Origin of the sequence: Eikenella longinqua, from assembly GCF_001648355.1 — a bacterium.
GTDB classification, from domain to species: Bacteria; Pseudomonadota; Gammaproteobacteria; order Burkholderiales; family Neisseriaceae; genus Eikenella; species Eikenella longinqua.
The window spans coordinates 261820-283856 of sequence record NZ_LXSL01000011.1; the positions used below are offsets into that span (position 1 = coordinate 261820).

Here is a 22037-nt window from a genome sequence, read left to right on the forward strand (position 1 = left end):
CGGATCTCACACCCGCTGCCCGCAACCAAGCCAACGGCAGATATGAAATCCGCCACTACGAAACAACAAAATATTGCCCGGGCTTCAGGCTACCTGAAAACGCAACGCAGCGGAGCTAAATTTTTTCAGGTAGCCTCTCCGCCCAACCAACCCGCCCAAGGAAACCCATGAACCGCAAACCCCTCGCCGCCCTCGCCTGCGCCGCCCTGCTGCTGGCCGGTTGTGCTGCCAAGCCTGCCAACCAACTCCCCACCCTTATTCATTCCGCCAATCCTGTTTACCCGCCGCAGTATGCAGAAGACGGCATCACCGGCAGCGCCACGGTGCAGATGCGTATCGACACCCAAGGCAATGTCCGAACCGTGCGGGTGCTCTCCGCCACCCACCCCTTGTTTGGCCGCTCCGCCGAACGTGCCGCCCGGCAATACAGCTTCACCCCCGCCAAACGCAACGGACAACCGGTGGAGGCCATGATTACCCAAACCATTAGATTTGCCCTTCCGGCAGCCAACACCGGCAATCAGAAAGCCGCCCAGCCCAACCAACCCAAACCCTAAACCCCGCTATGTCCCCCACCACCCTCCCCGCCTGGCAAGCCCTGGCCGAACACCAGCGCGCCACCGCCCACCTCCACCTGCGCGAGCGTTTCGCCGCCGAGCCCGACCGTTTCGAGCGCATGCACGCCGAGCTAAACGGCCTGCTGCTCGACTACAGCAAAAACCGCATCGGCGAAGACACCCTCGATCTGCTCTGCCGCCTGGCCGACGAATCCGGCGCCGCCGAACTGCGCCGCCAAATGTATGCCGGCGGCAAAATCAACCTCAGCGAACACCGCGCCGTGCTGCACACCGCCCTGAGGCTACCTGAAAACGCCCCGCCCGTATTCGTGGACGACATCAACATCGTGCCCCAAGTGCATGCCGAGCTCAACCGCGCCCTCGACTTTGCCGAGCGCCTGCAAAACGGCACGCACCTAGGCTGCACCGGCGCGCCCATCCGCGACGTAGTCAATATCGGCATCGGCGGCTCAGACTTGGGCCCGCGCATGGTGGCACAAGCCCTCGCGCCCTACCGGCAAAACCTCAACGTGCACTTCGCCGCCAATCTCGACAGCGCCGATTTGGATGCCATCCTGCGCCGCGTAGAGCCCAGCACCACGCTCTTCATCATCGCCAGCAAATCCTTCCGCACCCCCGAAACCCTGCTCAACGCCCAAGCCGCGCGCCGTTGGTTTCTGCAATCCGGGCGCAACGAAGCCGACATCGCGCAGCATTTCGCCGCCGTGTCGGCCAATGTGGAGGCCGCCGCCGCGTTCGGCATTGCCCCGCAAAACGTGTTTGCCATGTTTGACTGGGTGGGCGGGCGCTATTCCGTGTGGTCGGCCATCGGCCTACCCGTGATGTGCGCCGTCGGCCGCGAAAATTTCCGCGAGTTTCTGCGCGGCGGCCACGCCATGGACGAACACTTCCTACACGCCCCGTGGCGGCACAACATCCCCGCCCTGCTCGCCCTCATCGGTATCTGGCAGCAAAACTTCTGCGGCAGCAGCAGCCACATCGTCATCCCCTACAGCCACAGCCTGCGCCGCCTTCCCGCCCACCTCCAGCAGCTCGACATGGAAAGCAACGGCAAAAACTGCCGCCGCGACGGCAGCCCCGCCGACTGCGCCACCGGCGCCGCCATCTGGGGCGAAGCCGGCGTCAACTGCCAGCACGCCTTCTTCCAGCTCATCCACCAAGGCACGCAGGTGATTCCCGTGGATTTCATCGTGCCCCTGCTCGGCGAAGGGACAGACGACGGCCGCCACCGCCAACTGGTGGCCAACGCCTTCGCCCAAGCCGAAGCCCTGATGCGCGGCAAAAGAGAGGCCGAAGCCCGCGCCGAGCTGGCACACCAAGGGCTACCTGAAAACCAACAAGCCGCCCTCGCCAGCCAGCGCAGCTTCAGCGGCAACCGCCCCAGCAACACCATCCTCGTGGAGCGCATCACGCCCTACACCCTCGGCATGATTCTCGCCATGTATGAGCACAAAGTATTTATGCAGGGCACCGTGTGGGGCATCAATTCCTTCGACCAATGGGGCGTGGAATACGGCAAAGTGCTGGCGCAAACCATCCTGCCCGAGCTGCAAGGCGCCCCCGCCGCCCGCCACGACGCCTCCACCGCCGCCCTGATCGAGCGCTACCGGCAGGCAGCGGCAAAACAGCCGTAAGCCCGCACGGCCAAATCAGGCTACCTGAAATACCGCCTGTCAAAGCAATCCGCATTTTCAGGTAGCCTTTTTCTCAAAAACCCCTATAATCCCCGCCGTTTGCTTACTCACCCTAATTCAAGAGAACCTTATGACCGCATCCACCCAACCCCGCACCCCCTCCGGCGGCAACACGCTCGCGCTTTCCGTGGTGGGCGCCCTGTTTTTCATGCTGGGCTTCATCACCTGCCTCAACGACGTCCTCATCCCGCACCTCAAAGCCATCTTCCAGCTCAACTACACTCAGGCCATGCTGGTGCAGTTTTGCTTCTTCACCGCCTATGCCGTGATGTCCTTCCCCATGAGCAAGCTGGTGGAAAAAATGGGCTATAAGGCCGGCATCATCGGCGGCTTCCTGATTGCCGCGCTCGGCTGCCTGCTGTTTTACCCCGCCGCCGCCAGCGCGTCTTACCCCATCTTCTTGGGTGCGCTGTTTATCCTCGCTTCCGGCATCGTGCTGCTGCAAGTGGCGGGCAACCCCTACGTTACCCTGCTCGCGCCCCAGGGCAAAGAATCGGTGATGCTCACGCTGATTCAGGCCTTCAATTCGCTGGCCACCACCGTGGCCCCGCCCATCGGTGCCGCGCTGATTTTTGTGGATGCCGCCGCCAGCCAGGCCGAACGCATTTCCTCCGTGCAAATACCCTACTTGGGCTTGGCCGGGTTTATGGTGCTGCTCTCCGTGCTGATCGGGCTGATCAAGCTGCCCGATGCGCGCCAAATCGCCGCCGAGCAAACCGAGGCCGCGCACGACGGCAAAACCAGCGTGTGGCAATACAAACACATGGTGCTGGGCGCCATCGGCATTTTCTGCTACGTGGGCGCCGAAGTGGCCATCGGCTCGCTGATGGTGAACGTGTTAGAACACACCGCCGGCCTCACCCACGACCAGGCCGCAGGCTATCTCTCCATCTATTGGGGCGGCGCCATGGTGGGCCGCTTCATCGGCGCCGGCCTGATGAACAAAATCGCGCCCAACCGATACCTCGGCTTCAACGCCGCCATGGCCATCTTGCTGCTGCTGGCGGTGATTGCCGCAGGCGGCGGCGCGCTCACGCAGTGGTCGCTCTTGCTGGTGGGCTTCTTCAACTCCATCATGTTCCCCACCATTTTCTCCTTGGGCACCAAAGGCCTGGGCAAATTCACCGGCACCGCCTCCGGCATCATTTCCACCGCCATCGTGGGCGGCGCGCTGGTGCCCGTGGCGCAGGGCTACATCATCGACCACGTCGGCCTGATGATTTCCTACCTCGTGCCCGCCGCCTGCTATGTGTATATCCTGTTTTTCGCGCTCAAAGGCTATAAGGCAGACGAAGCCTAAGGCTTAGCCCGGCGGCAACGATAAAGGCTACCTGAAAATCCCCAACGGATTTTTCAGGTAGCCTTTTCCACAGCCAAGCTCACACCCGATGCAGCAACACCTGCAACACAAACTTGCTGCCCACATAAGCCAGCATCAGGCACACAAAGCCCACCAAGCTCCACAGCGCCGCCGTGCGCCCGCGCCAGCGGCGGGTGCGGTGCAGCAGCAGGATGGCCGCATACACCAGCCAAGAAAGCGCCCCAAACACACTCTTATGCGTGAGCGAAAGCGGCTTGCCGAAAATCTCCGGCGAAAACAGCAATCCCCCGCCCACCGACACCGTGAGCAGCACAAAACCCGCCAACATGCTCTGAAACATCAGCTTTTCCAAGCTCAGCAGCGGCGGCAGAAACGACACCAGCGGCGAAATACGGTGCGCGCGCAGGCGGCGGTTTAGCAGCAGAATCAGCAGCGAGAGCAATGCCGCCAAGCCAAACAAACTGTAGGAAAGCAGCGCCGAAGCCACATGCAGCGCAAACGCCGGATTGCCCACCGCATAGCCCGCCCCCGGCTGCGGCCACAGCGCCGCCGCCAGCATAGAAAGCGCCGCCGCCGGATAAAGCAGCAGTTGCAGCCCCTTGAGCGAATAGAAAAAACTGCCGCACCAATACAAAAGCAGCGTGAGCCAAGTGAGCAGGCTCAGCGCATAGCCGATGCCGCTGGGAAAACGCCCATCCAGCAGTGGCTGCCACACCGCCACCGCATGCGCCGGCAACGCCGCCGCCAACACCAGCAGCTCCGCCTTCAGCGGGTAATCCCCTCTCCCGCTTCGCCGCCCAAACCACCAGGCAAAGCCGCCCAGCCCGCCATACAGCAGCCCGAGCAACACAAACAATCCGGCCATTTTCATCCCGTCTCACGCGGCGGCGGCATTTGCCCAAACAGCAAAGCGCAAGCCGCGCACATAGTGTAAAATGCCGCGATTTTAGCAAACTTTGCGGCAGATAGCGGCTACCTGAAAAACACCGGCTGCAACGCAACGAAAGCAAGCAAAGCGAGTTTCTGTAAAACCAAACCCTGCCGCATCCCCAACCACCCCTTTTCTATCCGCCGGGCGGGCACACCAGCCAAGGCCGCGCCCGCCTGGCATAAGGAACCCTATGTTAGACAACCTATCCAGCCGCCTCAGCCAGTGGGCCAAGAAAATGCGCGGCCAAGCGCGCCTCTCCGAAGACAACATCAAAGAAGCCCTGCGCGAAGTGCGCATGGCGCTCTTGGAAGCCGACGTGGCGCTGCCCGTGGTGAAAGACTTCATGGCCGGCGTGAAAGAACGCGCCGTCGGCCACGAAGTCATCGGCAGCCTCACCCCCGGCCAGGCTTTTATCGGCGTGGTAAACCAAGCCCTCACCGAGCTGATGGGCACGCAAAACAGCAGCCTGAACCTGGCCGCCGTGCCGCCCGCCGTGGTGCTGATGGCCGGCCTGCAGGGCGCGGGTAAAACCACCACCGTGGGCAAGCTCGCCCGCCTGCTCAAAGAAAAGCAGCGCAAGAAAGTGCTGGTGGTGTCGGCTGACGTATACCGCCCCGCCGCCATCGAGCAGCTGCGCCTCTTGGCCGAACAAGTGGGCGTGGATTTATTCCCCTCCGACACTTCCCAGCAGCCCGTGGCCATCGCCCAGGCCGCGCTCGATTACGCCAAAAAGCATTTCTACGACGTGCTGATGGTCGATACCGCCGGCCGATTGGCGGTAGACGAAGCCATGATGGCCGAAATCCAGGCGCTGCATGAAGCCGTAAACCCGGTGGAAACCCTGTTTGTGGTCGATGCCATGCTCGGCCAAGATGCCGTCAACACCGCTCAGGCCTTCAACGAAGCCCTGCCGCTCACCGGCGTGGTGCTCACCAAAATGGACGGCGACGCGCGCGGCGGCGCGGCACTTTCCGTGCGCCACGTTACCGGCAAGCCGATTAAATTCATCGGCACCGGCGAGAAAGTGGGCGGCATCGAGCCCTTCCACCCCGACCGCATCGCCGGCCGCATCCTCGGCATGGGCGACGTGCTCACCCTGATTGAAGACGTGCAAAAAGGCATCGATCAGGAAGTGGCCGAGCGTATGGCCAAAAAGCTGCACAAAGGCAAAGGCTTCGACCTCAACGACTTCCGCGCCCAAATCCAGCAGATGCGCAATATGGGCGGCATCCAGTCGCTCATGTCCAAGCTGCCCGGCGAAATGGGGCAGCTCTCCGCGCAAATCCCCGAAGGCGAAGCCGAAAAAGCCATGGGCAAAGTGGAAGCCATCATCAATTCCATGACCCCGAAAGAGCGCGCCAACCCCGCCCTGCTCAAAGCCAGCCGCAAACGCCGCATTGCCGCCGGCTCGGGCACCAGCGTGCAGGAAGTGAACAAAATGCTCAAGCAGTTCGAGCAGTCGCAGAAAATGATGAAAATGTTCGGCGGCAAAGGCATGGGCAAACTCATGCGCATGGCGCAGGGCATGAAAGGCATGTTCCCCGGGCGCTAACACCCTTTAAGGAAGCAAAGAAAGGCTACCTGAAAATTTCAGGTAGCCTTTTCACGTCTCATCATCCCAATCAATGAAATATAGCCATAACCCCGCCTGCACCACTTTCAGACAGACTCCCTCCAGCCTATAATCAGGCTACCTGAAACCCTATCCGTTCATACAGAAAGAGCCATCATGCGCACCCGCCTGCTTCCCCTCGCCGTCCTGCTGCTCGCCGCCTGCGGCCAGCCCTCCGGCCAACCCGATGCTGCCTCCGGCGCATCCTCTCCTGCCAGCCTTGCCCAGCCCGCAGCCACCTCTCCCGCGCTTGCCACCACATCCCACGATTTCTTCCGCCAAAAACGCTGCGTGCAAAAAGACGACTACTGCGCCGAAACCAGCCTCACCCTGCCCGACACCAGCCAAGCCTGGCTCGACCAGCTTCTCAAGCAAAAACTATACTTACGCTACTCCACCGAAAACATACTCATCCAAAACGACGAAGAATTGCGCCAAGCCTACCAGCAAATCCAAAACGATTTGTATGAAGGAGTACAATTTTATGCCGAAGAAAAATCCGCGCTCGGCCAATACAACAACCACACCGACCAAGTCCACTTCCTCTACCAGCGCGGCCACACCGCCGTATTCGAGGTTTCCCACGATGATTATACCGGCGGCGCACACAGCCAATATAGCAGCCAATACCTCATGGTCGATTTGAGCAAACAACAAGCCCTCAGCCTGCAAGACATCATCCGCCCCGGCCAGCAAAGCAAGCTGCAAGAACGCCTGAAAGAAGCATACGACCAATACCAGCAGCAATGTAACTGCCTCACCGGCAAACCCGAGCTCACCGACAACTTCCTCTTCTCCGCCGACGGCATCGAATTCCGCTACCCGCCCTATGAAATTGCCGGCTTTGCCTACGGCGAAATCAATTTAGTGGTGTCTTGGAACTGGCTCGAAGACATCGTCAAACCCGAATACCTTTGGAAACCACCCCAGCCGTCTTCCAAACTGTAAGCCCGCAGCCGGCCGTTGCCGCCGCGCCGCTGCCGCACAAAGGCTACCTGAAACCAAAGTTTGATTTTTCAGGTAGCCTCCTCCCCGCCACAGGCTACCTGAAAAATCCCGTCAAACCATGTAACCGCCCGCCCCCGCCGCCGCACTTAGGGCTATAATGCCGCCCCAAAGCCGCCGCCGCGCAGCCTAACCGAAACACACCTTCCTTAGCCAACTGACTAACCAAAGGAAAGCCCATGACCACCCTCCGCCTCACCGCCGTAGCCGCCCTCTTCGCTGCCGCCTTCGCCGCCACCCCCGCCGTGGCCGACACCCCCTTCCCGCAAAACGCCGAGCTGCACTACGTCGGCCCCTACGGCGTGCCCGCCGTGATGAACTTCAGCCAAAACGGCGGCCGCTACAGCGTCAGCGCCGACATCAACGTGCCCCTCTACAAAATGCGCTTTTCGTCCAACGGCAGCATCACCGGCAAACGCCTCCAGCCCGCCCGCTACAGCGACACCCGCAAAGGCCGCCCCTACGCCGGCGCCACCTTCAACTACGGCGCCCAAACCATCACCTACGGCAAAACCGGCCAAACCGAAACCCAGCCCATCAGCGGCCCCACCTTCGACCTCTTCACCCTCGCCTGGCAGCTCGCCCTCAACAACGGCCAGCTCCCCGCCAACCTCCACATCACCAACGGCAAACGCGTCTATCCCGTGCGCGGCATGACCCGCCTACCCCCCGCCCGCTACAACATCAACGGCGCCAGCATTCCCGTCAACCGCTTCCGCGTGCAGCGCGGCGACGACACCATCGAATACGCCTTCGCCCCCGATTTTGCCAACATCCCCGCCCGCATCAAATACACCGACGACGGCAAAACCTACGAGCTCAAACTGCGCAGCGGCAAAATCGACGGCCAACCCATCCAGCCGGCCAAATAAAGCCGCACTCAGGCTGCCCAAAATTCAACAGACAAGCTGCACCGCAGCCTGTCTGTTTCTTATCCACAAATTTTCAGGTAGCCTTACCCGCATCCCAAAGGCTACCTGAAATCCCAAACCACACCAAATGACCCCCGCCCAACTCCTCCACACCAGCACCCTGCTCGGCCAAGTCCTCGGCTTCGAGCAGCCCGCCGACGCCCTCGTTTCCGCCTATTTCCGCAACCACAAAAAGCTCGGCCGCCAAGACCGGCACGAAATCGCCGAAACCGTATTCGCCGCCCTGCGCCACCTGCAAAAAATCCAAAGCGCCCTGCCCGAGCCCGTGCGCCAGTCCCGCCGTGCCGCACTTGCCGCCCTTGTGCTCGGCCGCGGCCTCAGCATCTCCGCCCTCGCCGGCTGCACCGATGAAGACGAAGCCCAATTCCTCGGCAGCCTGAAAGCCCGCAAAACCGAGTTTGCCGCGCAGCTCAACACCGCCGCCGAACTGCCCGAATGGCTCATCGCCCAACTGCAAGCTCAAGGCTGGGGCAGCGAACGCATCCTCGCCTTCGGCCGCAGCATCTCCACGCCCGCCCCGCTCGACTTGCGCGTGAACACCCTCAAAGCCAAGCGCGACAAAGTGCTCGCCCAACTGCAAGCCGAAGGCATCCGCTGCGAAGCCACACCTTATTCGCCGTGGGGCATCCGCCTGCACGACAAATCCGCCCTCATGCGCCACCCGCTCTTCCTCGACGGCAGCATCGAAGTGCAAGACGAAGGCAGCCAGCTGCTCGCCCGCCTCACCGGCGCGCGGCGCGGCGAAATCATCGTGGATTTCTGCGCCGGCGCCGGCGGCAAAACCCTCGCCCTGGGCGCCGCCATGAACAACAGCGGCCGCCTCTACGCCTTCGACATCGCCGAAAAACGCCTCGCCAAACTCAAACCGCGCATGGTGCGCGCCGGCCTCACCAACATCAGCCCGCAGCGCATCGGCAGCGAAACCGACCCCCGCCTCGACCGCCTCACCGGCAAAGCCGACCGCGTGCTGGTGGACGCACCCTGCTCCGGGCTGGGCACGCTGCGTCGCAATCCCGATTTGAAATACCGCCAATCGCCCGAGCGCATTGCCGAGCTGGAAAAACAGCAGGCCGCCATCCTCGAAGCCGCCGCCCGCCTGGTGCGCCCCGGCGGCCGCCTGGTGTATGCCACCTGCAGCGTGCTCGCCGCCGAAAACGAAAGGCAGGCCGAACGCTTCGGCGCCGCCCACCCCGATTGGCGCTTGGAAAACGCCGCCGAATTGCTGCCCGACTGCCCCGAACTGTTTTCAGGTAGCCCCTATCTCCAGCTCGATACCGCCGCCCACCGCACCGACGGCTTCTTCGCCGCCGTGTGGGCGCGCCCCGAATAAAGCTGATTAAGCCGCCGCAAATCCGCTATAATGCCCGCCGTTTCAACCGGCCGTTTGCAGTTCGGCATACACATTATTTTTATCCCGATTTAATCCCAAAAGGAAAACCATGAGCATTCAAGAAGAAATCAAACAAATCGTGAGCGGCAACCGCGTGGTGCTGTTTATGAAAGGCACCAAGCAATTCCCGCAATGCGGCTTCTCCTCCCGCGCCGTGCAAATCCTGCAAGCCGCCGGCTGCAACGACTTCCTCACCGTCAACGTATTGGAAAATCCCGAAATCCGCCAAGGCATCAAAGAATATGCCGATTGGCCCACCATTCCGCAGCTGTATATAAACGGCGAATTCGTGGGCGGCTCCGACATCATGATGGAAATGTACGAAGCCGGCGAGCTGCAAGCCTTGCTGCAAGCCTTGCTGCAAGCCTAAGCGCCGTTTCCCGAAAACAAACCAGCCCGCCGCAGCGCATAAAAAAGCCGTGGCGGGCTGATTATTTTCTTCCATAAAAAAGCCATATTCCGTATAATCGGCCGCACATTTGTTCCAACAACCTTCAGCAAAGGAAAAATCATGGCAAGCCGTGAAACCCTCGATCAACTTTTAGAACAGAAAAAAGCCTTGGAAGACCGCATCCAGCGCCGCCTGGCTTCCGAGAAGAAGAAAAAAGTCAACCAAATCGTTTCCCTGATGCAAACCTTCGATATCAGCCTGAGCGATGTAGAAGCTGGCCTGAAAGAAAAGCAGAGCCGCCCGCAATACCGCAACCCGCAAACCGGCGCCACTTGGGGCGGCGTGGGCAAACGGCCGAAATGGATTGTGGAAGCCCAGGAAAAGGGCATCGACATCAAGAAATTCCTAGTGTAATCCGGAGCATCCTATCCGCAAAAGGCTACCTGAAAAATCAAAGCAATTATTTTCAGGTAGCCTTTTTCCAGCAATCTTCACCTCATCACCCCATCAAACACCTATGCTGAAACACACCATCGATTTCCCCCTTATCGGCCAATTAACCATGCAAGGGCAGCGCAAAATTTGGGAAGGCCGATGGGGGATACCCGAATTGGGGCAAGATGATTTTAATGTGATCATTTATGGCGAATTAAACGGCCCAACGGCAGCCCAGCAAAATGTGTTGCAGAATTTTTACCAAAACCGCAATGAAATGTCGGGCCGGATATGCGATGAATTGGCAGCCTATTTGAACAGCGGCGAGTGGGATATGCCCGATTTGCCCGAAATCACTGCCGCAAACATATGGCAATTCCTCAACCCCGAAACCATCATGCTGGACAACCCAAACGATAAACGCAGCTATTACGGCAACGGCACCGATATGCTGCTGTCGATAGGCTGGCTGATCGGCGGCTTAGAAGATTGCGGCATTCAAATTTATTTAAAAAACGGTACCGAATTCGACGGCATCGGCAGCGAATAATTTTCAGGTAGCCTCTTTCCCGCCTGCTTTGGCAACAAAATTGCTGCCATTCGGCATTTCCCCCGCAACGTTTCACCCATAAGGATTCCCGCATGGAACAGTTCAACACCCTGTTTCTGATTATGGCTTCGCTGCTGTTTGTGAGCGTGGTGGCCACACGTATGTCGGCGCGGCTCGGCATGCCGCTGCTGCTGGTGTTCCTCGGCGTGGGCATGCTGGCGGGCGAGGAAGGCATCGGCGGCATCCGTTTCAACAACTACACCGCCGCCGCGCTGGTGGGGCAGCTGGCGCTGGCCATCATCCTGCTCGACGGTGGCCTGCGCACGCAGATGTCCACGGTGCGCATCGCGCTCAAGCCGGCGTCGGTGCTGGCCACAGCGGGCGTGGCGGGCAGCGTGCTGCTGCTGGGCTTGTTTGCCACCTTTTTCCTGGGCATTGATTGGAAGCTGGGCTTTCTGATGGCGGCCATCGTGGGCTCCACCGATGCGGCGGCGGTGTTTTCGCTGCTGCGCAACAGCGGCGTGCGGCTCAATTCGCGCGTGTCGGCCACGCTGGAGCTGGAAAGCGGCCTGAACGACCCGATGGCCATCCTGCTGGTTACGGCGCTTACCGGGCTGATTGCGCAGCCGGAACAGTCGGGGCTGTGGCAGGTGTTGATTATGCTGGTGCAGCAGCTTGGGCTGGGCGTGATATTCGGCCTGGCTGCGGGCAAACTCTTGGCCTTCATCCTCAAGCGCATCCGGCTGGCGGAAGGGCTGTATGCACTGATGATTGCCTCGGGCGGGCTGATGTTGTTTGCGGTGAGCAATATGTTCGGCGGCAGCGGCTTTCTGGCGGTGTATCTGGCCGGGCTGCTTATCGGCAACTCGCGCAACAATGCCACGGAGCACGTACTGAATGTGATGGACGGCCTGGCCTGGCTGGCGCAGGCGGCGCTGTTTTTGGTGTTGGGGCTGCTGGTGTCGCCCTCGCGGCTGCTGGACCACGGCTGGCAGGCGCTGGCCATCGGCGCGTTTCTGATGCTGGTGGCGCGGCCACTGGCAGTGTGGCTTTCCATCCGCTGGTTCCGCTACGCCAAACGCGAGCTGATCTACATCAGCTGGGTGGGGCTGCGCGGGGCGGTGCCGGTAACGCTGGCGCTGATGCCGCTGATGATGGGCGTGCAGGGCTCGATGCTGCTGTTCGACGTTACCTTCGCGGTGGTGATTTTGTCGCTCTTGGTGCAGGGCACCACCATTCCGGTGGCGGCACGTCGGCTGGACGTGGTCATCCCGCCCGCGCCCGAGCCGCAGGCCAGCCGCGAGCTGTGGCTCACACGCACGCTGCCGGTGCTGATGCAGTCGTTTGCCGTGGAAGCCGGTTCCGATGCGGAAAACAGCCACCCCTACGCCATGACGCGCAGTGCGGATTTTTCAGGTAGCCGCTTCTTCGCCCTGGTGCGCGACGGGGAAATGCTGCAAACCAATATGAGCACGCGCATGCAGGCGGGCGATGTGGTGTGGTATGTGCTGCCGGAAGACAAAGGCGAAGAGTTTGCCGAACAATTTGCCGGCAACGTGCCTGGCCGGCAGCAGTTTTACGGCGAATTCGTGGTGCGCCCCGATGCCCGCGCCGACGAGCTGGCGCAGGCCTACGGCTTGCAAACCAAGCCGGAAGAAGCCGGGCTGCAGCTGGTTTCCCTGTTCCGCCAGCGCTTTGGCGACGTGCCCGTGGCTGGCGACCGCATCAACATCGGCGGCATCGAAATCACCGTGAAAGAGCTCGACGAACACAGCCACATCAAATGGCTGGGCCTGAAGATTCCGCGCTCAGCGGAAGCGGGGTAAAACCTTTTTCAGGTAGCCCACCATTTTTCAGGTAGCCTCCAATTCAAAACAGCATGACTCATCATCATGCTGTTTTCTTTTTAGCAACAGGCTACCTGAAACCCCAAAAGGCTACCTGAAAATACAAACCAACTAAAAAAGGCTACCTGAAAAGATATCTTGACGCAGCCAAGGCAGCGCTTATAGTGGATTAACAAAAATCAGGACAAGGCGACGAAGCCGCAGACAGTACAAGTAGTACAGCAAGGCGAGGCAACGCCGTACTGGTTTTTGTTAATCCACAATATCCAAACCTAAGCACCCGCCTCAATCCTCCTCCACATCCTCATCCGCATGCCGCGCCAAACGCCGCAGCGCCTCAGCCAATTCCGGATGCCGCGCCAAGCCCTCCGCCATTTCGCGGCACTTTTCCGCCGCAGCCCGGCTCAAATGCGCCTGTTTCACCGGCTCCCGCTCCTGCTCCCTCGGGCTCACCTTCACCTGCACTTGCCGCGCCTCCGGGCACACCGCCTGCCAAGCCCCCAGCAAACTAGGCGAGAGCATCCGCAGTCGCGCCGCCGCCATATTGTTATCCGCATACCACACCAGCACCCCCTCGCGCACCCGCACCGCCCGGCAACAGCCGCGCAGCTTGGCCGGCAGCCGCGCCTCCAGCGCTTGCGCCGTATGCCGCCAGCTTTCCGCCCGCACAATCAAATCGTGCAGCACCGCATCACCGCGGCTCAAATTATCGCGGCCGTGGCGGCTGTGTCGCTCCAGATTAAGGCGGTCGAGTTCAGACATAAAAGGCTACCTGAAAAAAGAAAACAAACCATCAACGGCTCAACAAAAGCCCGGCCGAAACCAATCGCCAGGCCGTCCGGCCCGCTCCCGGCAAAAAACCCCGCCCGCCGCGCTTGAAATCCCGCCCAAGCAGGCCATATTACCAGCGCGAACGGGTTTGATTATGCTAAAATTGCCCGTTATGTTCATCCAAAATAAAACGGCGTAGCAAGGCTCTTTTTATTTTGTATGCCCACTATTCTACTACCGGCAACGGCAATACCGCTTAAGGGATTAAATATTTTATGATTACTTCACTGGCCAAAAAAGTGTTCGGCAGCCGCAACGACCGGCTTCTGAAACAATACCGCAAATCCGTGGCACGCATCAACGGCATGGAAGGCGCCATCCAAGCGCTCGACGATGCCGCACTGCAAGCCAAAACCGACGAATTCAAACAGCGGCTGGCCCAGGGCGAAACCCTCGACGGCATTTTGGAAGAAGCCTTTGCCGTGTGCCGCGAAGCCTCCCGCCGCACCCTCGGCATGCGCCATTTCGACGTACAGCTCATCGGCGGCATGGTGCTGCACCAAGGCAAAATCGCCGAAATGCGCACCGGCGAAGGCAAAACCCTGGTGGCCACGCTGGCCGTGTATCTCAACGCGCTCTCCGGCAAAGGCGTGCACGTGGTCACGGTAAACGACTACCTCGCCTCGCGCGATGCCAAAATCCTCAGCCCGCTCTACAACTTCCTTGGCATGAAAGTGGGCGTGATCGTGGCCAATATGGATCAAGACGCCAAGCACGAAGCCTACGGCGCCGACATCACCTACGGCACCAACAACGAATTCGGCTTCGACTACCTGCGCGACAACATGGTGCACCAGCTGGGCGACAAAGTGCAGCGCGAGCTGAACTTCGCCGTGGTGGACGAAGTGGACTCCATCCTCATCGACGAAGCCCGCACTCCGCTCATCATCTCCGGCCAGGCCGACGACAACACTGATCTCTATCTGATCATGAACAAAGTGCCCGCCCAGCTCACCCGCCAGGAAAAAGAAGACAGCGAAGGCGACTACTGGGTAGACGAGAAAAACCGCACCGTATTGCTCAGCGAAGCCGGCCACGAACACGCCGAACAAATCCTCACCCGCATGGGCCTGCTCAAAGAAGGCGAATCGCTGTATTCCGCCGCCAACATCGCGCTCATGCACCACCTGATGGCCGCCCTGCGCGCCCACAGCCTGTTTAACTTAGACGAACACTACGTGGTGCAAGACGGCGAAATCGTGATTGTGGACGAATTCACCGGCCGCCTGATGACCGGCCGCCGCTGGTCGGAAGGCCTGCATCAGGCCGTGGAAGCCAAAGAAGGCGTGGAAATCCGCAAAGAAAACCAAACCCTGGCCTCCATCACCTTCCAAAACTACTTCCGCCTCTACAGCAAACTCTCCGGCATGACCGGCACAGCCGACACCGAAGCCTACGAGTTCCAAAGCATCTACGGCCTCGAAACCGTGATCATCCCCACCAACCGGCCGATGATCCGCAAAGACCACAACGACCAAGTGTTCCGCACCGCCGAAGAAAAATACGAAGCCGTGGTGGCCGACATCAAAGAGCGCCATGCCAAAGGCCAGCCCATCCTCGTGGGCACCACCAGCATCGAAAACTCCGAGCTGGTGTCCAACCTGCTCTCCCGCGCCGGCTTGGCGCACAACGTGCTGAACGCCAAAGAACACGCCCGCGAAGCCGACATCGTGGCGCAGGCCGGCAAAACCGGCATGATTACCGTGGCCACCAATATGGCCGGCCGCGGCACCGACATCGTGCTCGGCGGCAACGTGAAACACCTCAGCCACATCATCCGCAACAACCCCGATTTGAGCGAAGAAGAAAAAGAACAGCGCATCAAAGCGCTGGAAGACGGCTGGCAGGAAGAGCACGACCGCGTGATTGCCGCCGGCGGCCTGCACATCGTCGGCACCGAGCGGCACGAAAGCCGCCGTATCGACAACCAGCTGCGCGGTCGCGCCGGCCGCCAGGGCGACATCGGCTCCAGCCGCTTCTACCTCTCGTTTGAAGACCCGCTGCTGCGCCTGTTCGCCCTCGACCGCCACGCTGCCCTGCTGGACAAGCTCGCCCCCGAACGCGGCATCCCGATCGAAGCCAACCTGCTCACCCGCCAGATTGAAAGCGCCCAGCGTAAAGTGGAAGGCCGCAACTTCGACATCCGCAAACAAGTGCTGGAATACGACGACGTGGCCAACGACCAGCGCAAAGTCATCTACAGCCGCCGCAACGAAGTGCTGGAAACCGAAGACAACTCCGAGCTGATGACCGAAATCCGCCGCGAAGCCGTAGACAACCTGGTCGATCTCTACATGCCCGCCGACAGCATCGAAGAACAATGGGACTTGCCCGCGCTGGAAAAACAATTGCGCGCCGAATTTCTCATCGACGCCCCCGTGTCCGAATGGCTCAAGCAAGACCCCACGCTCGACAACCAAGACGTAAAAGAGCGCGCCTGGCAGCTGGCCGACCTCGCCTACACCGCCAAAACCAACCTCGTTGGCCCCGAGCTGATGCATCAATTCGAGCGCAACATCTTCCTGCAAGTGATGGACAGCCAATGGCGCGAACACCTCTCCGCCATGGATTATCTGCGCCAAGGCATCCACCTGCGCGGCTATGCCCAGAAAAATCCGAAACAGGAATACAAAATCGAATCCTTCGAAATGTTCCAAAACCTGTGGCAGAGCATCCGCGGCGAAACCGCCAAGCTCCTGTCGCAAGTGCGTTTCGAGCTGAACGAGCCCGCGGCGGAAGAAAGCGCCCCCATCCCGGTGGACTACCAGGAAACCCACGCCCCCGCGCCCGATGTTACCTTCCTAGCCGCCAACGGCAGCCCCGAAGCCGCCGCCGAATTTGCCAGCGACGACTTCAGCCCCGCCGCCCTTGCCGCCCGCGGCCAACTGGTACACCGCAACGACCCCTGCCCCTGCGGCAGCGGCCTGCGCTACAAACAATGCCACGGCAAGCTGGACTAAACTGCCCGGCCTAAGCTGAGCATCAAAGGCTACCTGAAAACCAAAACTCCGTTTTCAGGTAGCCTTTCCCTTACCCCAAACCAACGCGTATAGGCTACCTGAAAATATCCTCCTCCCAAAGCCACCTTTTTTCAGGTAGCCTCCAGCACCCGCTTGCCGCCCCCGCCCTTTTCCAGTATAAACGCCCATCAGCGCCGCCCTTTCGCACACTAATAATCATCCGGCGCTTCAAACCACTCTCCAAGCCTTCCCCGCTGCCGCAGCAAGCCGCCTGCGCCTATTTTCAGGTAGCCTCTCCGGCAACCCCGTCCACACCACACAGGAGAGCATCATGTCCAAAGACCAAACCGGCCACCACTTCCTCGCCCGCCTCGGCAAAACCCGCTTGCGCCCCGGCGGCCGCCGCGCCACCGACTGGCTCATCAGCCAAGCCCGCTTCACCCCCGACAGCCGCGTGCTCGAAGTAGCCTGCAACATGGGCACCACCACCGTCGGCCTCGCCCAACGCTTCGGCTGCCATATCACCGGCGTCGATTTAGACGAAAACGCCCTGGCCAAAGCCCGGCAGAACATCGCCGCCGCCGGCCTGGAGCAGCTCGTGCAAGTGCAGCACGCCAACGCCACCGCTCTGCCCTTCCCCGACAACAGCTTCGACATCGTCATCAACGAAGCCATGCTCACCATGCTCCCGCTCGCCAACAAACAAATGGCCGTGGCCGAATACTTCCGCGTGCTCAAACCCGGCGGCGTGCTGCTCACCCACGACGTCGTCGTCAGCACGCACGACACCGAAGCCGCCGTCCAGCGCCTGCGCGACACCATCCAAGTTAAAGTTACCCCGCTCACCGAAAGCGCCTGGACGGAGCTGTTCCGCCAAGGCGGCTTTGCCGACATCACCACCCTCAGCGGCGGCATGACCCTGCTCTCCCCCGCCGGCCTACTGCACGACGAAGGCTGGCGCCGCACCCTGCACATCCTCAAAAACGCACTCAAAGCCGAAAACCGCGCCACCTTCAAGTGCATGTACTGCACCTTCAACGACCCCGCGCAAAGCCTGGGCTTTATCGCCGTGTGCAGCCGCAAGCCCGCCTAAACGCCTGCCGGATTCCAAACAAAAGGCTACCTGAAAATACGGCTTCAACCTTATTGAAAACAAGCATGTATCGTTTTCAGGTAGCCTCAACTCAAGAAAAGGCTACCTGAAAACTTTGGCGCTGCAGAAATTTTGCCGCGCCACGCTTTCAGGCAGCCTTTAGCCCGCTACACACCACCTGCTGTGTGCCACCCATCCCGCCAGCCATGCGGCTACCTGAAAACAAAAGGCCGAAACCTGCCATGCGGTTTCAGCCTTTTATTTTCAGGTAGCCTCAAGCCTTATTCGGCGGCTTCGTCCACCTTTTCGTTTACCTGCGCCTCGTGGTGCGCCTGCCACTGCGCGCGGCGGCTGCGGTGGTAGGTCAAGCCGGTGCCGGCGGGAATCAGTCGGCCCACAATCACGTTTTCCTTCAGGCCGCGCAGGTCGTCTTTCTTGCCCATGATGGCGGCTTCGGTGAGCACGCGGGTGGTTTCCTGGAAGGAAGCGGCGGAAATGAAGCTGTCGGTAGAGAGCGAGGCTTTGGTGATGCCCAGCAGGATGTTGTCGAAGCGTGCTGGCTCTTTGCCTTCGGCAGCCGCGCGTTCGTTGGCCTGCATCACGTCGCCGCGTTCCACTTGCTCGCCGGTGATGAAGCCGGTTTCGCCGGGGTCGGCAATGTTCACGCGGCGCAGCATCTGGCGGATGATCACTTCGATGTGCTTGTCGGAAATGCGCACGCCTTGCAAGCGGTACACTTCCTGCACTTCCTGCACGATGTAGCGCGCCAGGGCTTCAATGCCTTGCAGGCGCAGGATGTCGTGCGGATCCACCGAGCCGTCCACGATAATCTCGCCGCGGTTCACCACTTGGCCGTCGTGCACCAAAATCTGTTTCTCTTTGGAAATCAGGGTTTCGTGTGCCGCACCTTCCAAATCGGTGATCACCAGGCGCTGTTTGCCCTTGGTTTCTTTACCGAAGGAGACGGTGCCGGTTACTTCGGCCAGCATGCCGGCGTCTTTGGGCACGCGGGCTTCAAACAGCTCGGCCACGCGCGGCAGACCGCCGGTGATGTCGCGGGTTTTGGAAGAAGCCTGCGGGATACGCGCCAGCACGTCGCCCTTGCCCACTTCCTGATCTTCGCGCACGGTAATCACCGCGCCCACGGGGAAGGCCATGGATACTGGCGTTTCGGTGCCGGGCACGGTGACTTCTTCGCCGTTTTCGTCCAGCAGTTTCACGGTCGGGCGCAGCAGTTTGCTGCTGCTGGAGCGGCGTTTGCCGTCGATCACCACCAAAGTGGAAAGGCCGGTGATTTCGTCGGTTTGACGGGTAACGGTTACGCCTTCTTCCACGTTTTCAAAGCGCACGCGGCCGGCGTATTCGGTAATCATCGGGCGGGTGTGCGGATCCCAGGTGGCCAGGGTTTGGCCGGCTTTCACCGCAGAGCCGTCCTGCACCAGCAAGGTGGCGCCGTAGGGCACTTTGTGGCGCTCGCGTTCGCGACCCACTTCGTCGTGAATCACCAATTCGCAGGAGCGGCCAATCACCACCAGCTCGCCTTTATTGTTGGCCACATAACGCATCTGGCTGCTGAAGCGGGCGGTACCATTGGATTTGGCTTCCACCTGGCTGGCAGCGGCGGCACGCGAGGCGGCACCACCGATGTGGAAGGTACGCATGGTCAGCTGGGTACCCGGTTCGCCGATGGATTGTGCGGCAATCACACCCACGGCTTCGCCGGTGTTCACCAGTTTGCCGCGTGCCAAATCGCGGCCGTAGCACTTGGCGCACAGGCCGTAGCGGGTTTTACAGGTAATCGGAGTGCGGACTTTCACTTCGTCCACGCCGGAGCGGTCGATCAAATCCACCAGCTGCTCGTTGAGCAGGGTACCGGCTTCCACCAAGGTGGCGCCGCTGGAAGGATCCACCACGTCTTGCGCGGTAACTCGGCCCAAAATGCGGTCGCGCAGGGCTTCAATCACGTCGCCGCCCTGTACCACAGCCTTCATCACGAAGCCGTCGCTGGTGCCGCAATCGTCTTCCACCACCACCAAATCTTGGGTAACGTCTACCAAACGGCGGGTCAGGTAGCCTGAGTTGGCGGTTTTCAGCGCGGTATCGGCCAAACCTTTGCGCGCACCGTGGGTGGCGATAAAGTATTGCAATACGGTGAGGCCTTCGCGGAAGTTGGAGGTAATCGGCGTTTCGATAATCGAGCCGTCCGGCTTGGCCATCAGGCCGCGCATACCGGAAAGCTGCTTAATTTGGGCGGCGGAACCGCGGGCGCCGGAGTCGGCCATCATGTAGATGGAGTTGAACGACTCCTGATCCACTTCCTTGCCTTCGCAGTCGATCACCTTCTGTTTGGAAAGATTGTCCATCATCGCTTTGGCAATCTTATCGCCGGCACGACCCCAAATATCCACCACTTTGTTGTAGCGCTCGCCGTTGGTCACCAAACCTTGGCGGTATTGGTCTTCGATTTCCTTCACTTCTTTCTGTGCTTCAGACAAGAGCTTGGCTTTTTCTTTCGGCACTTCCATGTCGTCCACGCAGATGGAGATGCCGCCTTTGGCCGCGAAGCTGAAGCCGGTGTACATCAGGTGGTCGGCGAAAATCACCGTGTCGCGCAGGCCGCACAGGCGGAACGAGGCGTTAATCAGGCGGGAAATTTCTTTTTTCTTCAGCGCCTTGTTGATGTATTCAAACGGCAGGCCTTTGGGCAGGATTTCGGAGAGCAACGCACGGCCGACGGTGGTTTCGTAGCGCTTGGTTACCGGCTCAAACTCGTCTTGGTCGTTTTTCTCCCATTCTTGCAGGCGCACGGTAATCTTGGTGCCGAGCTCCACCTGTTTGGTGTAATAAGCGCGGTGCACTTCTTTTACGTCGGAGAACAGGCTGCCTTCGCCTTTGCCGTTGATTTTGTCGCGGGTCATGTAGTACAGACCCAATACGATGTCCTGCGAGGGCACGATAATCGGCTCGCCGTTGGCAGGCGAGAGCACGTTGTTGGAGGCCAGCATCAGGGTGCGGGCTTCCATCTGCGCTTCCAGGCTCAACGGCACGTGCACGGCCATTTGGTCACCGTCGAAGTCGGCGTTAAACGCAGCGCACACCAAAGGATGCAGCTGGATGGCCTTGCCTTCGATCAGAATCGGCTCGAAGGCTTGGATACCCAAGCGGTGCAGCGTCGGCGCACGGTTGAGCATGATCGGATGTTCGCGGATCACTTCTTCCAAGATGTCCCACACTTCCGGCACTTCCTGCTCCACCAGTTTCTTGGCGGCTTTGATGGTAGCAGCCAAACCGCGCACTTCCAGCTTGTGGAAAATAAACGGTTTGAACAGCTCCAGCGCCATTTTCTTCGGCAGGCCGCACTGGTGCAAGCGCAGGTAGGGGCCAACGGTAATCACGGAACGGCCGGAGTAGTCCACGCGTTTGCCCAGCAGGTTTTGGCGGAAACGGCCGCCTTTGCCTTTAATCATGTCGGCCAAGGATTTCAGCGGGCGTTTGTTGGCGCCGGTCATCGCTTTGCCGCGGCGGCCGTTGTCCAACAGACTGTCCACGGCTTCTTGCAGCATGCGTTTCTCATTGCGCACGATGATGTCGGGCGCATGCAGCTCCAGCAGGCGTTTCAGGCGGTTGTTGCGGTTGATGACGCGGCGGTACAGGTCGTTCAAATCGGAAGTGGCGAAGCGGCCACCGTCCAGAGGCACCAGCGGACGCAAATCGGGCGGCAACACGGGCAGCACATCCATAATCATCCACTCCAGCTTCATGCCGGAACGGTGGAAGGCTTCCAATACTTTCAAACGCTTGGCCAACTTTTTGATTTTAGTTTCGGAGCCGGTACTTTCCAACTCTTGGCGCAAAATCTCGATTTCGGCAGGCACGTCCAGCGAACGCAGCAGCTCGCGGATGCCTTCGGCACCCATTTTGGCGTCGAAATCTTCACCGTATTCATCCAGCTTGGCGTAGTAGTCTTCTTCGGTGAGCAGCTGGCGACGTTGCAGCGGGGTCATGCCGGGGTCGGTTACCACGAAGGCTTCGAAATACAATACGCGCTCGATGTCGCGCAGGGTCATGTCCAGCACCATGCCGAGGCGGGAGGGCAGTGATTTCAAGAACCAGATGTGGGCCACGGGCGCGGCCAGCTCGATGTGCCCCATGCGCTCGCGGCGCACTTTGGACAGGGTAACTTCCACACCGCATTTTTCGCAGGTCACGCCTTTAAACTTCAAGCGCTTATACTTGCCGCACAAGCATTCGTAGTCTTTCACCGGGCCGAAAATTTTGGCGCAGAAGAGGCCGTCGCGCTCAGGTTTGAAGGTACGGTAGTTGATGGTTTCCGGCTTTTTCACTTCGCCGTAAGACCAAGAGCGGATGGTGTCCGGCGAGGCGATGCCGATCTTGATGGCATCGAATTCTTCTTCCATGCCTGCGGCTTGCAGGGGGTTAAACAAGTTCGACAAATTCATTTTTGCT

Annotated in this window: 17 protein-coding genes; 14 read left to right on the plus strand and 3 right to left on the minus strand. The window is 60.1% G+C overall.

Features of this window, described 5'->3' with window-relative positions:
• The first annotated feature begins 167 nt into the window (after positions 1-167).
• From A7P95_RS01910 to A7P95_RS01920, 3 genes are all read left to right on the plus strand, one after another.
• Positions 168-557 carry an energy transducer TonB gene (locus tag A7P95_RS01910; protein ID WP_067590258.1) on the plus strand — a complete coding sequence of 130 codons (390 nt, stop codon included), beginning with the start codon at positions 168-170 and terminating at the stop codon, positions 555-557.
• Positions 558-565: 8 nt separating this feature from the next.
• Positions 566-2212 (plus strand): glucose-6-phosphate isomerase, encoded by a 1647-nt coding sequence (gene pgi, locus A7P95_RS01915; RefSeq protein WP_067590261.1) that lies wholly within the window; start codon positions 566-568, stop codon positions 2210-2212.
• A gap of 130 nt (positions 2213-2342) precedes the next feature.
• Positions 2343-3572, plus strand: coding sequence for a sugar MFS transporter (locus A7P95_RS01920; protein ID WP_067590264.1), 1230 nt, complete (start codon positions 2343-2345; stop codon positions 3570-3572).
• A gap of 79 nt (positions 3573-3651) precedes the next feature.
• Here the strand turns inward: A7P95_RS01920 and A7P95_RS01925 are convergent, their stop codons facing one another.
• Positions 3652-4458 carry a cytochrome C assembly family protein gene (locus tag A7P95_RS01925; RefSeq protein ID WP_067590393.1) on the minus strand — a complete coding sequence of 269 codons (807 nt, stop codon included), beginning with the start codon at positions 4456-4458 and terminating at the stop codon, positions 3652-3654.
• 256 nt (positions 4459-4714) lie between these two features.
• Here A7P95_RS01925 and ffh point away from each other — a divergent pair, with 256 nt between their 5' ends.
• From ffh to A7P95_RS01965, 9 genes are all read left to right on the plus strand, one after another.
• On the plus strand, positions 4715-6076 hold the full coding sequence (ffh, locus tag A7P95_RS01930) for a signal recognition particle protein (protein WP_067590267.1): 1362 nt from the start codon (positions 4715-4717) through the stop codon (positions 6074-6076).
• Between the two features lie 177 nt (positions 6077-6253).
• Complete coding sequence (locus A7P95_RS01935) at positions 6254-7084, plus strand: RsiV family protein (protein ID WP_067590271.1); 831 nt, start codon at positions 6254-6256, stop codon at positions 7082-7084.
• A complete protein-coding gene (locus A7P95_RS11460; protein ID WP_156503464.1) occupies positions 7051-7242 on the plus strand; it encodes a hypothetical protein in 192 nt (63 codons plus the stop codon). Before A7P95_RS01935 ends, A7P95_RS11460 begins: the two co-directional genes overlap by 34 nt.
• A gap of 78 nt (positions 7243-7320) precedes the next feature.
• On the plus strand, positions 7321-8013 hold the full coding sequence (locus A7P95_RS01940) for a DUF3108 domain-containing protein (RefSeq protein WP_067590274.1): 693 nt from the start codon (positions 7321-7323) through the stop codon (positions 8011-8013).
• A gap of 127 nt (positions 8014-8140) precedes the next feature.
• On the plus strand, positions 8141-9403 hold the full coding sequence (locus A7P95_RS01945) for an RsmB/NOP family class I SAM-dependent RNA methyltransferase (RefSeq protein WP_067590277.1): 1263 nt from the start codon (positions 8141-8143) through the stop codon (positions 9401-9403).
• Positions 9404-9512: 109 nt separating this feature from the next.
• On the plus strand, positions 9513-9833 hold the full coding sequence (gene grxD, locus A7P95_RS01950; protein WP_067590280.1) for a Grx4 family monothiol glutaredoxin: 321 nt from the start codon (positions 9513-9515) through the stop codon (positions 9831-9833).
• Positions 9834-9974: 141 nt separating this feature from the next.
• Positions 9975-10268 carry an H-NS histone family protein gene (locus tag A7P95_RS01955; RefSeq protein ID WP_067590283.1) on the plus strand — a complete coding sequence of 98 codons (294 nt, stop codon included), beginning with the start codon at positions 9975-9977 and terminating at the stop codon, positions 10266-10268.
• Between the two features lie 103 nt (positions 10269-10371).
• Positions 10372-10839 carry a DUF6985 domain-containing protein gene (locus tag A7P95_RS01960; RefSeq protein WP_067590286.1) on the plus strand — a complete coding sequence of 156 codons (468 nt, stop codon included), beginning with the start codon at positions 10372-10374 and terminating at the stop codon, positions 10837-10839.
• Between the two features lie 92 nt (positions 10840-10931).
• Positions 10932-12665 carry a potassium/proton antiporter gene (locus tag A7P95_RS01965; RefSeq protein WP_067590289.1) on the plus strand — a complete coding sequence of 578 codons (1734 nt, stop codon included), beginning with the start codon at positions 10932-10934 and terminating at the stop codon, positions 12663-12665.
• Positions 12666-12971: 306 nt separating this feature from the next.
• Here A7P95_RS01965 and A7P95_RS01970 read toward each other — a convergent pair whose 3' ends face one another.
• Positions 12972-13448, minus strand: a complete 477-nt coding sequence (locus A7P95_RS01970; protein ID WP_067590292.1) for a DciA family protein — start codon at positions 13446-13448, stop codon at positions 12972-12974.
• 284 nt (positions 13449-13732) lie between these two features.
• Here A7P95_RS01970 and secA point away from each other — a divergent pair, with 284 nt between their 5' ends.
• Together secA and A7P95_RS01980 are read left to right on the plus strand one after the other, a co-directional pair.
• Positions 13733-16477: a preprotein translocase subunit SecA gene (gene secA / locus A7P95_RS01975; RefSeq protein WP_067590295.1), complete on the plus strand. Its 2745-nt coding sequence runs from the start codon at positions 13733-13735 to the stop codon at positions 16475-16477.
• Between the two features lie 331 nt (positions 16478-16808).
• Positions 16809-17570 carry a class I SAM-dependent methyltransferase gene (locus tag A7P95_RS01980; protein WP_067590298.1) on the plus strand — a complete coding sequence of 254 codons (762 nt, stop codon included), beginning with the start codon at positions 16809-16811 and terminating at the stop codon, positions 17568-17570.
• A 281-nt stretch (positions 17571-17851) separates the two neighbouring features.
• Here the strand turns inward: A7P95_RS01980 and rpoC are convergent, their stop codons facing one another.
• Entirely contained in the window at positions 17852-22030 is a 4179-nt protein-coding gene (gene rpoC / locus A7P95_RS01985; RefSeq protein WP_067590301.1) for a DNA-directed RNA polymerase subunit beta', read from the minus strand.
• Positions 22031-22037: the final 7 nt, after the last annotated feature.

Bases quoted from the DNA above. Each gene is read 5' to 3' on its own strand.
- A7P95_RS01910 (WP_067590258.1), top strand. From the start codon at position 168: ATGAACCGCAAACCCCTCGCCGCCCTCGCCTGCGCCGCCCTGCTGCTG.
- pgi (WP_067590261.1), top strand. From the start codon at position 566: ATGTCCCCCACCACCCTCCCCGCCTGGCAAGCCCTGGCCGAACACCAG.
- A7P95_RS01920 (WP_067590264.1), top strand. From the start codon at position 2,343: ATGACCGCATCCACCCAACCCCGCACCCCCTCCGGCGGCAACACGCTC.
- A7P95_RS01925 (WP_067590393.1), bottom strand. From the start codon at position 4,458: ATGGCCGGATTGTTTGTGTTGCTCGGGCTGCTGTATGGCGGGCTGGGC.
- ffh (WP_067590267.1), top strand. From the start codon at position 4,715: ATGTTAGACAACCTATCCAGCCGCCTCAGCCAGTGGGCCAAGAAAATG.
- A7P95_RS01935 (WP_067590271.1), top strand. From the start codon at position 6,254: ATGCGCACCCGCCTGCTTCCCCTCGCCGTCCTGCTGCTCGCCGCCTGC.
- A7P95_RS01940 (WP_067590274.1), top strand. From the start codon at position 7,321: ATGACCACCCTCCGCCTCACCGCCGTAGCCGCCCTCTTCGCTGCCGCC.
- A7P95_RS01945 (WP_067590277.1), top strand. From the start codon at position 8,141: ATGACCCCCGCCCAACTCCTCCACACCAGCACCCTGCTCGGCCAAGTC.
- grxD (WP_067590280.1), top strand. From the start codon at position 9,513: ATGAGCATTCAAGAAGAAATCAAACAAATCGTGAGCGGCAACCGCGTG.
- A7P95_RS01955 (WP_067590283.1), top strand. From the start codon at position 9,975: ATGGCAAGCCGTGAAACCCTCGATCAACTTTTAGAACAGAAAAAAGCC.
- A7P95_RS01960 (WP_067590286.1), top strand. From the start codon at position 10,372: ATGCTGAAACACACCATCGATTTCCCCCTTATCGGCCAATTAACCATG.
- A7P95_RS01965 (WP_067590289.1), top strand. From the start codon at position 10,932: ATGGAACAGTTCAACACCCTGTTTCTGATTATGGCTTCGCTGCTGTTT.
- A7P95_RS01970 (WP_067590292.1), bottom strand. From the start codon at position 13,448: ATGTCTGAACTCGACCGCCTTAATCTGGAGCGACACAGCCGCCACGGC.
- secA (WP_067590295.1), top strand. From the start codon at position 13,733: ATGATTACTTCACTGGCCAAAAAAGTGTTCGGCAGCCGCAACGACCGG.
- A7P95_RS01980 (WP_067590298.1), top strand. From the start codon at position 16,809: ATGTCCAAAGACCAAACCGGCCACCACTTCCTCGCCCGCCTCGGCAAA.
- rpoC (WP_067590301.1), bottom strand. From the start codon at position 22,030: ATGAATTTGTCGAACTTGTTTAACCCCCTGCAAGCCGCAGGCATGGAA.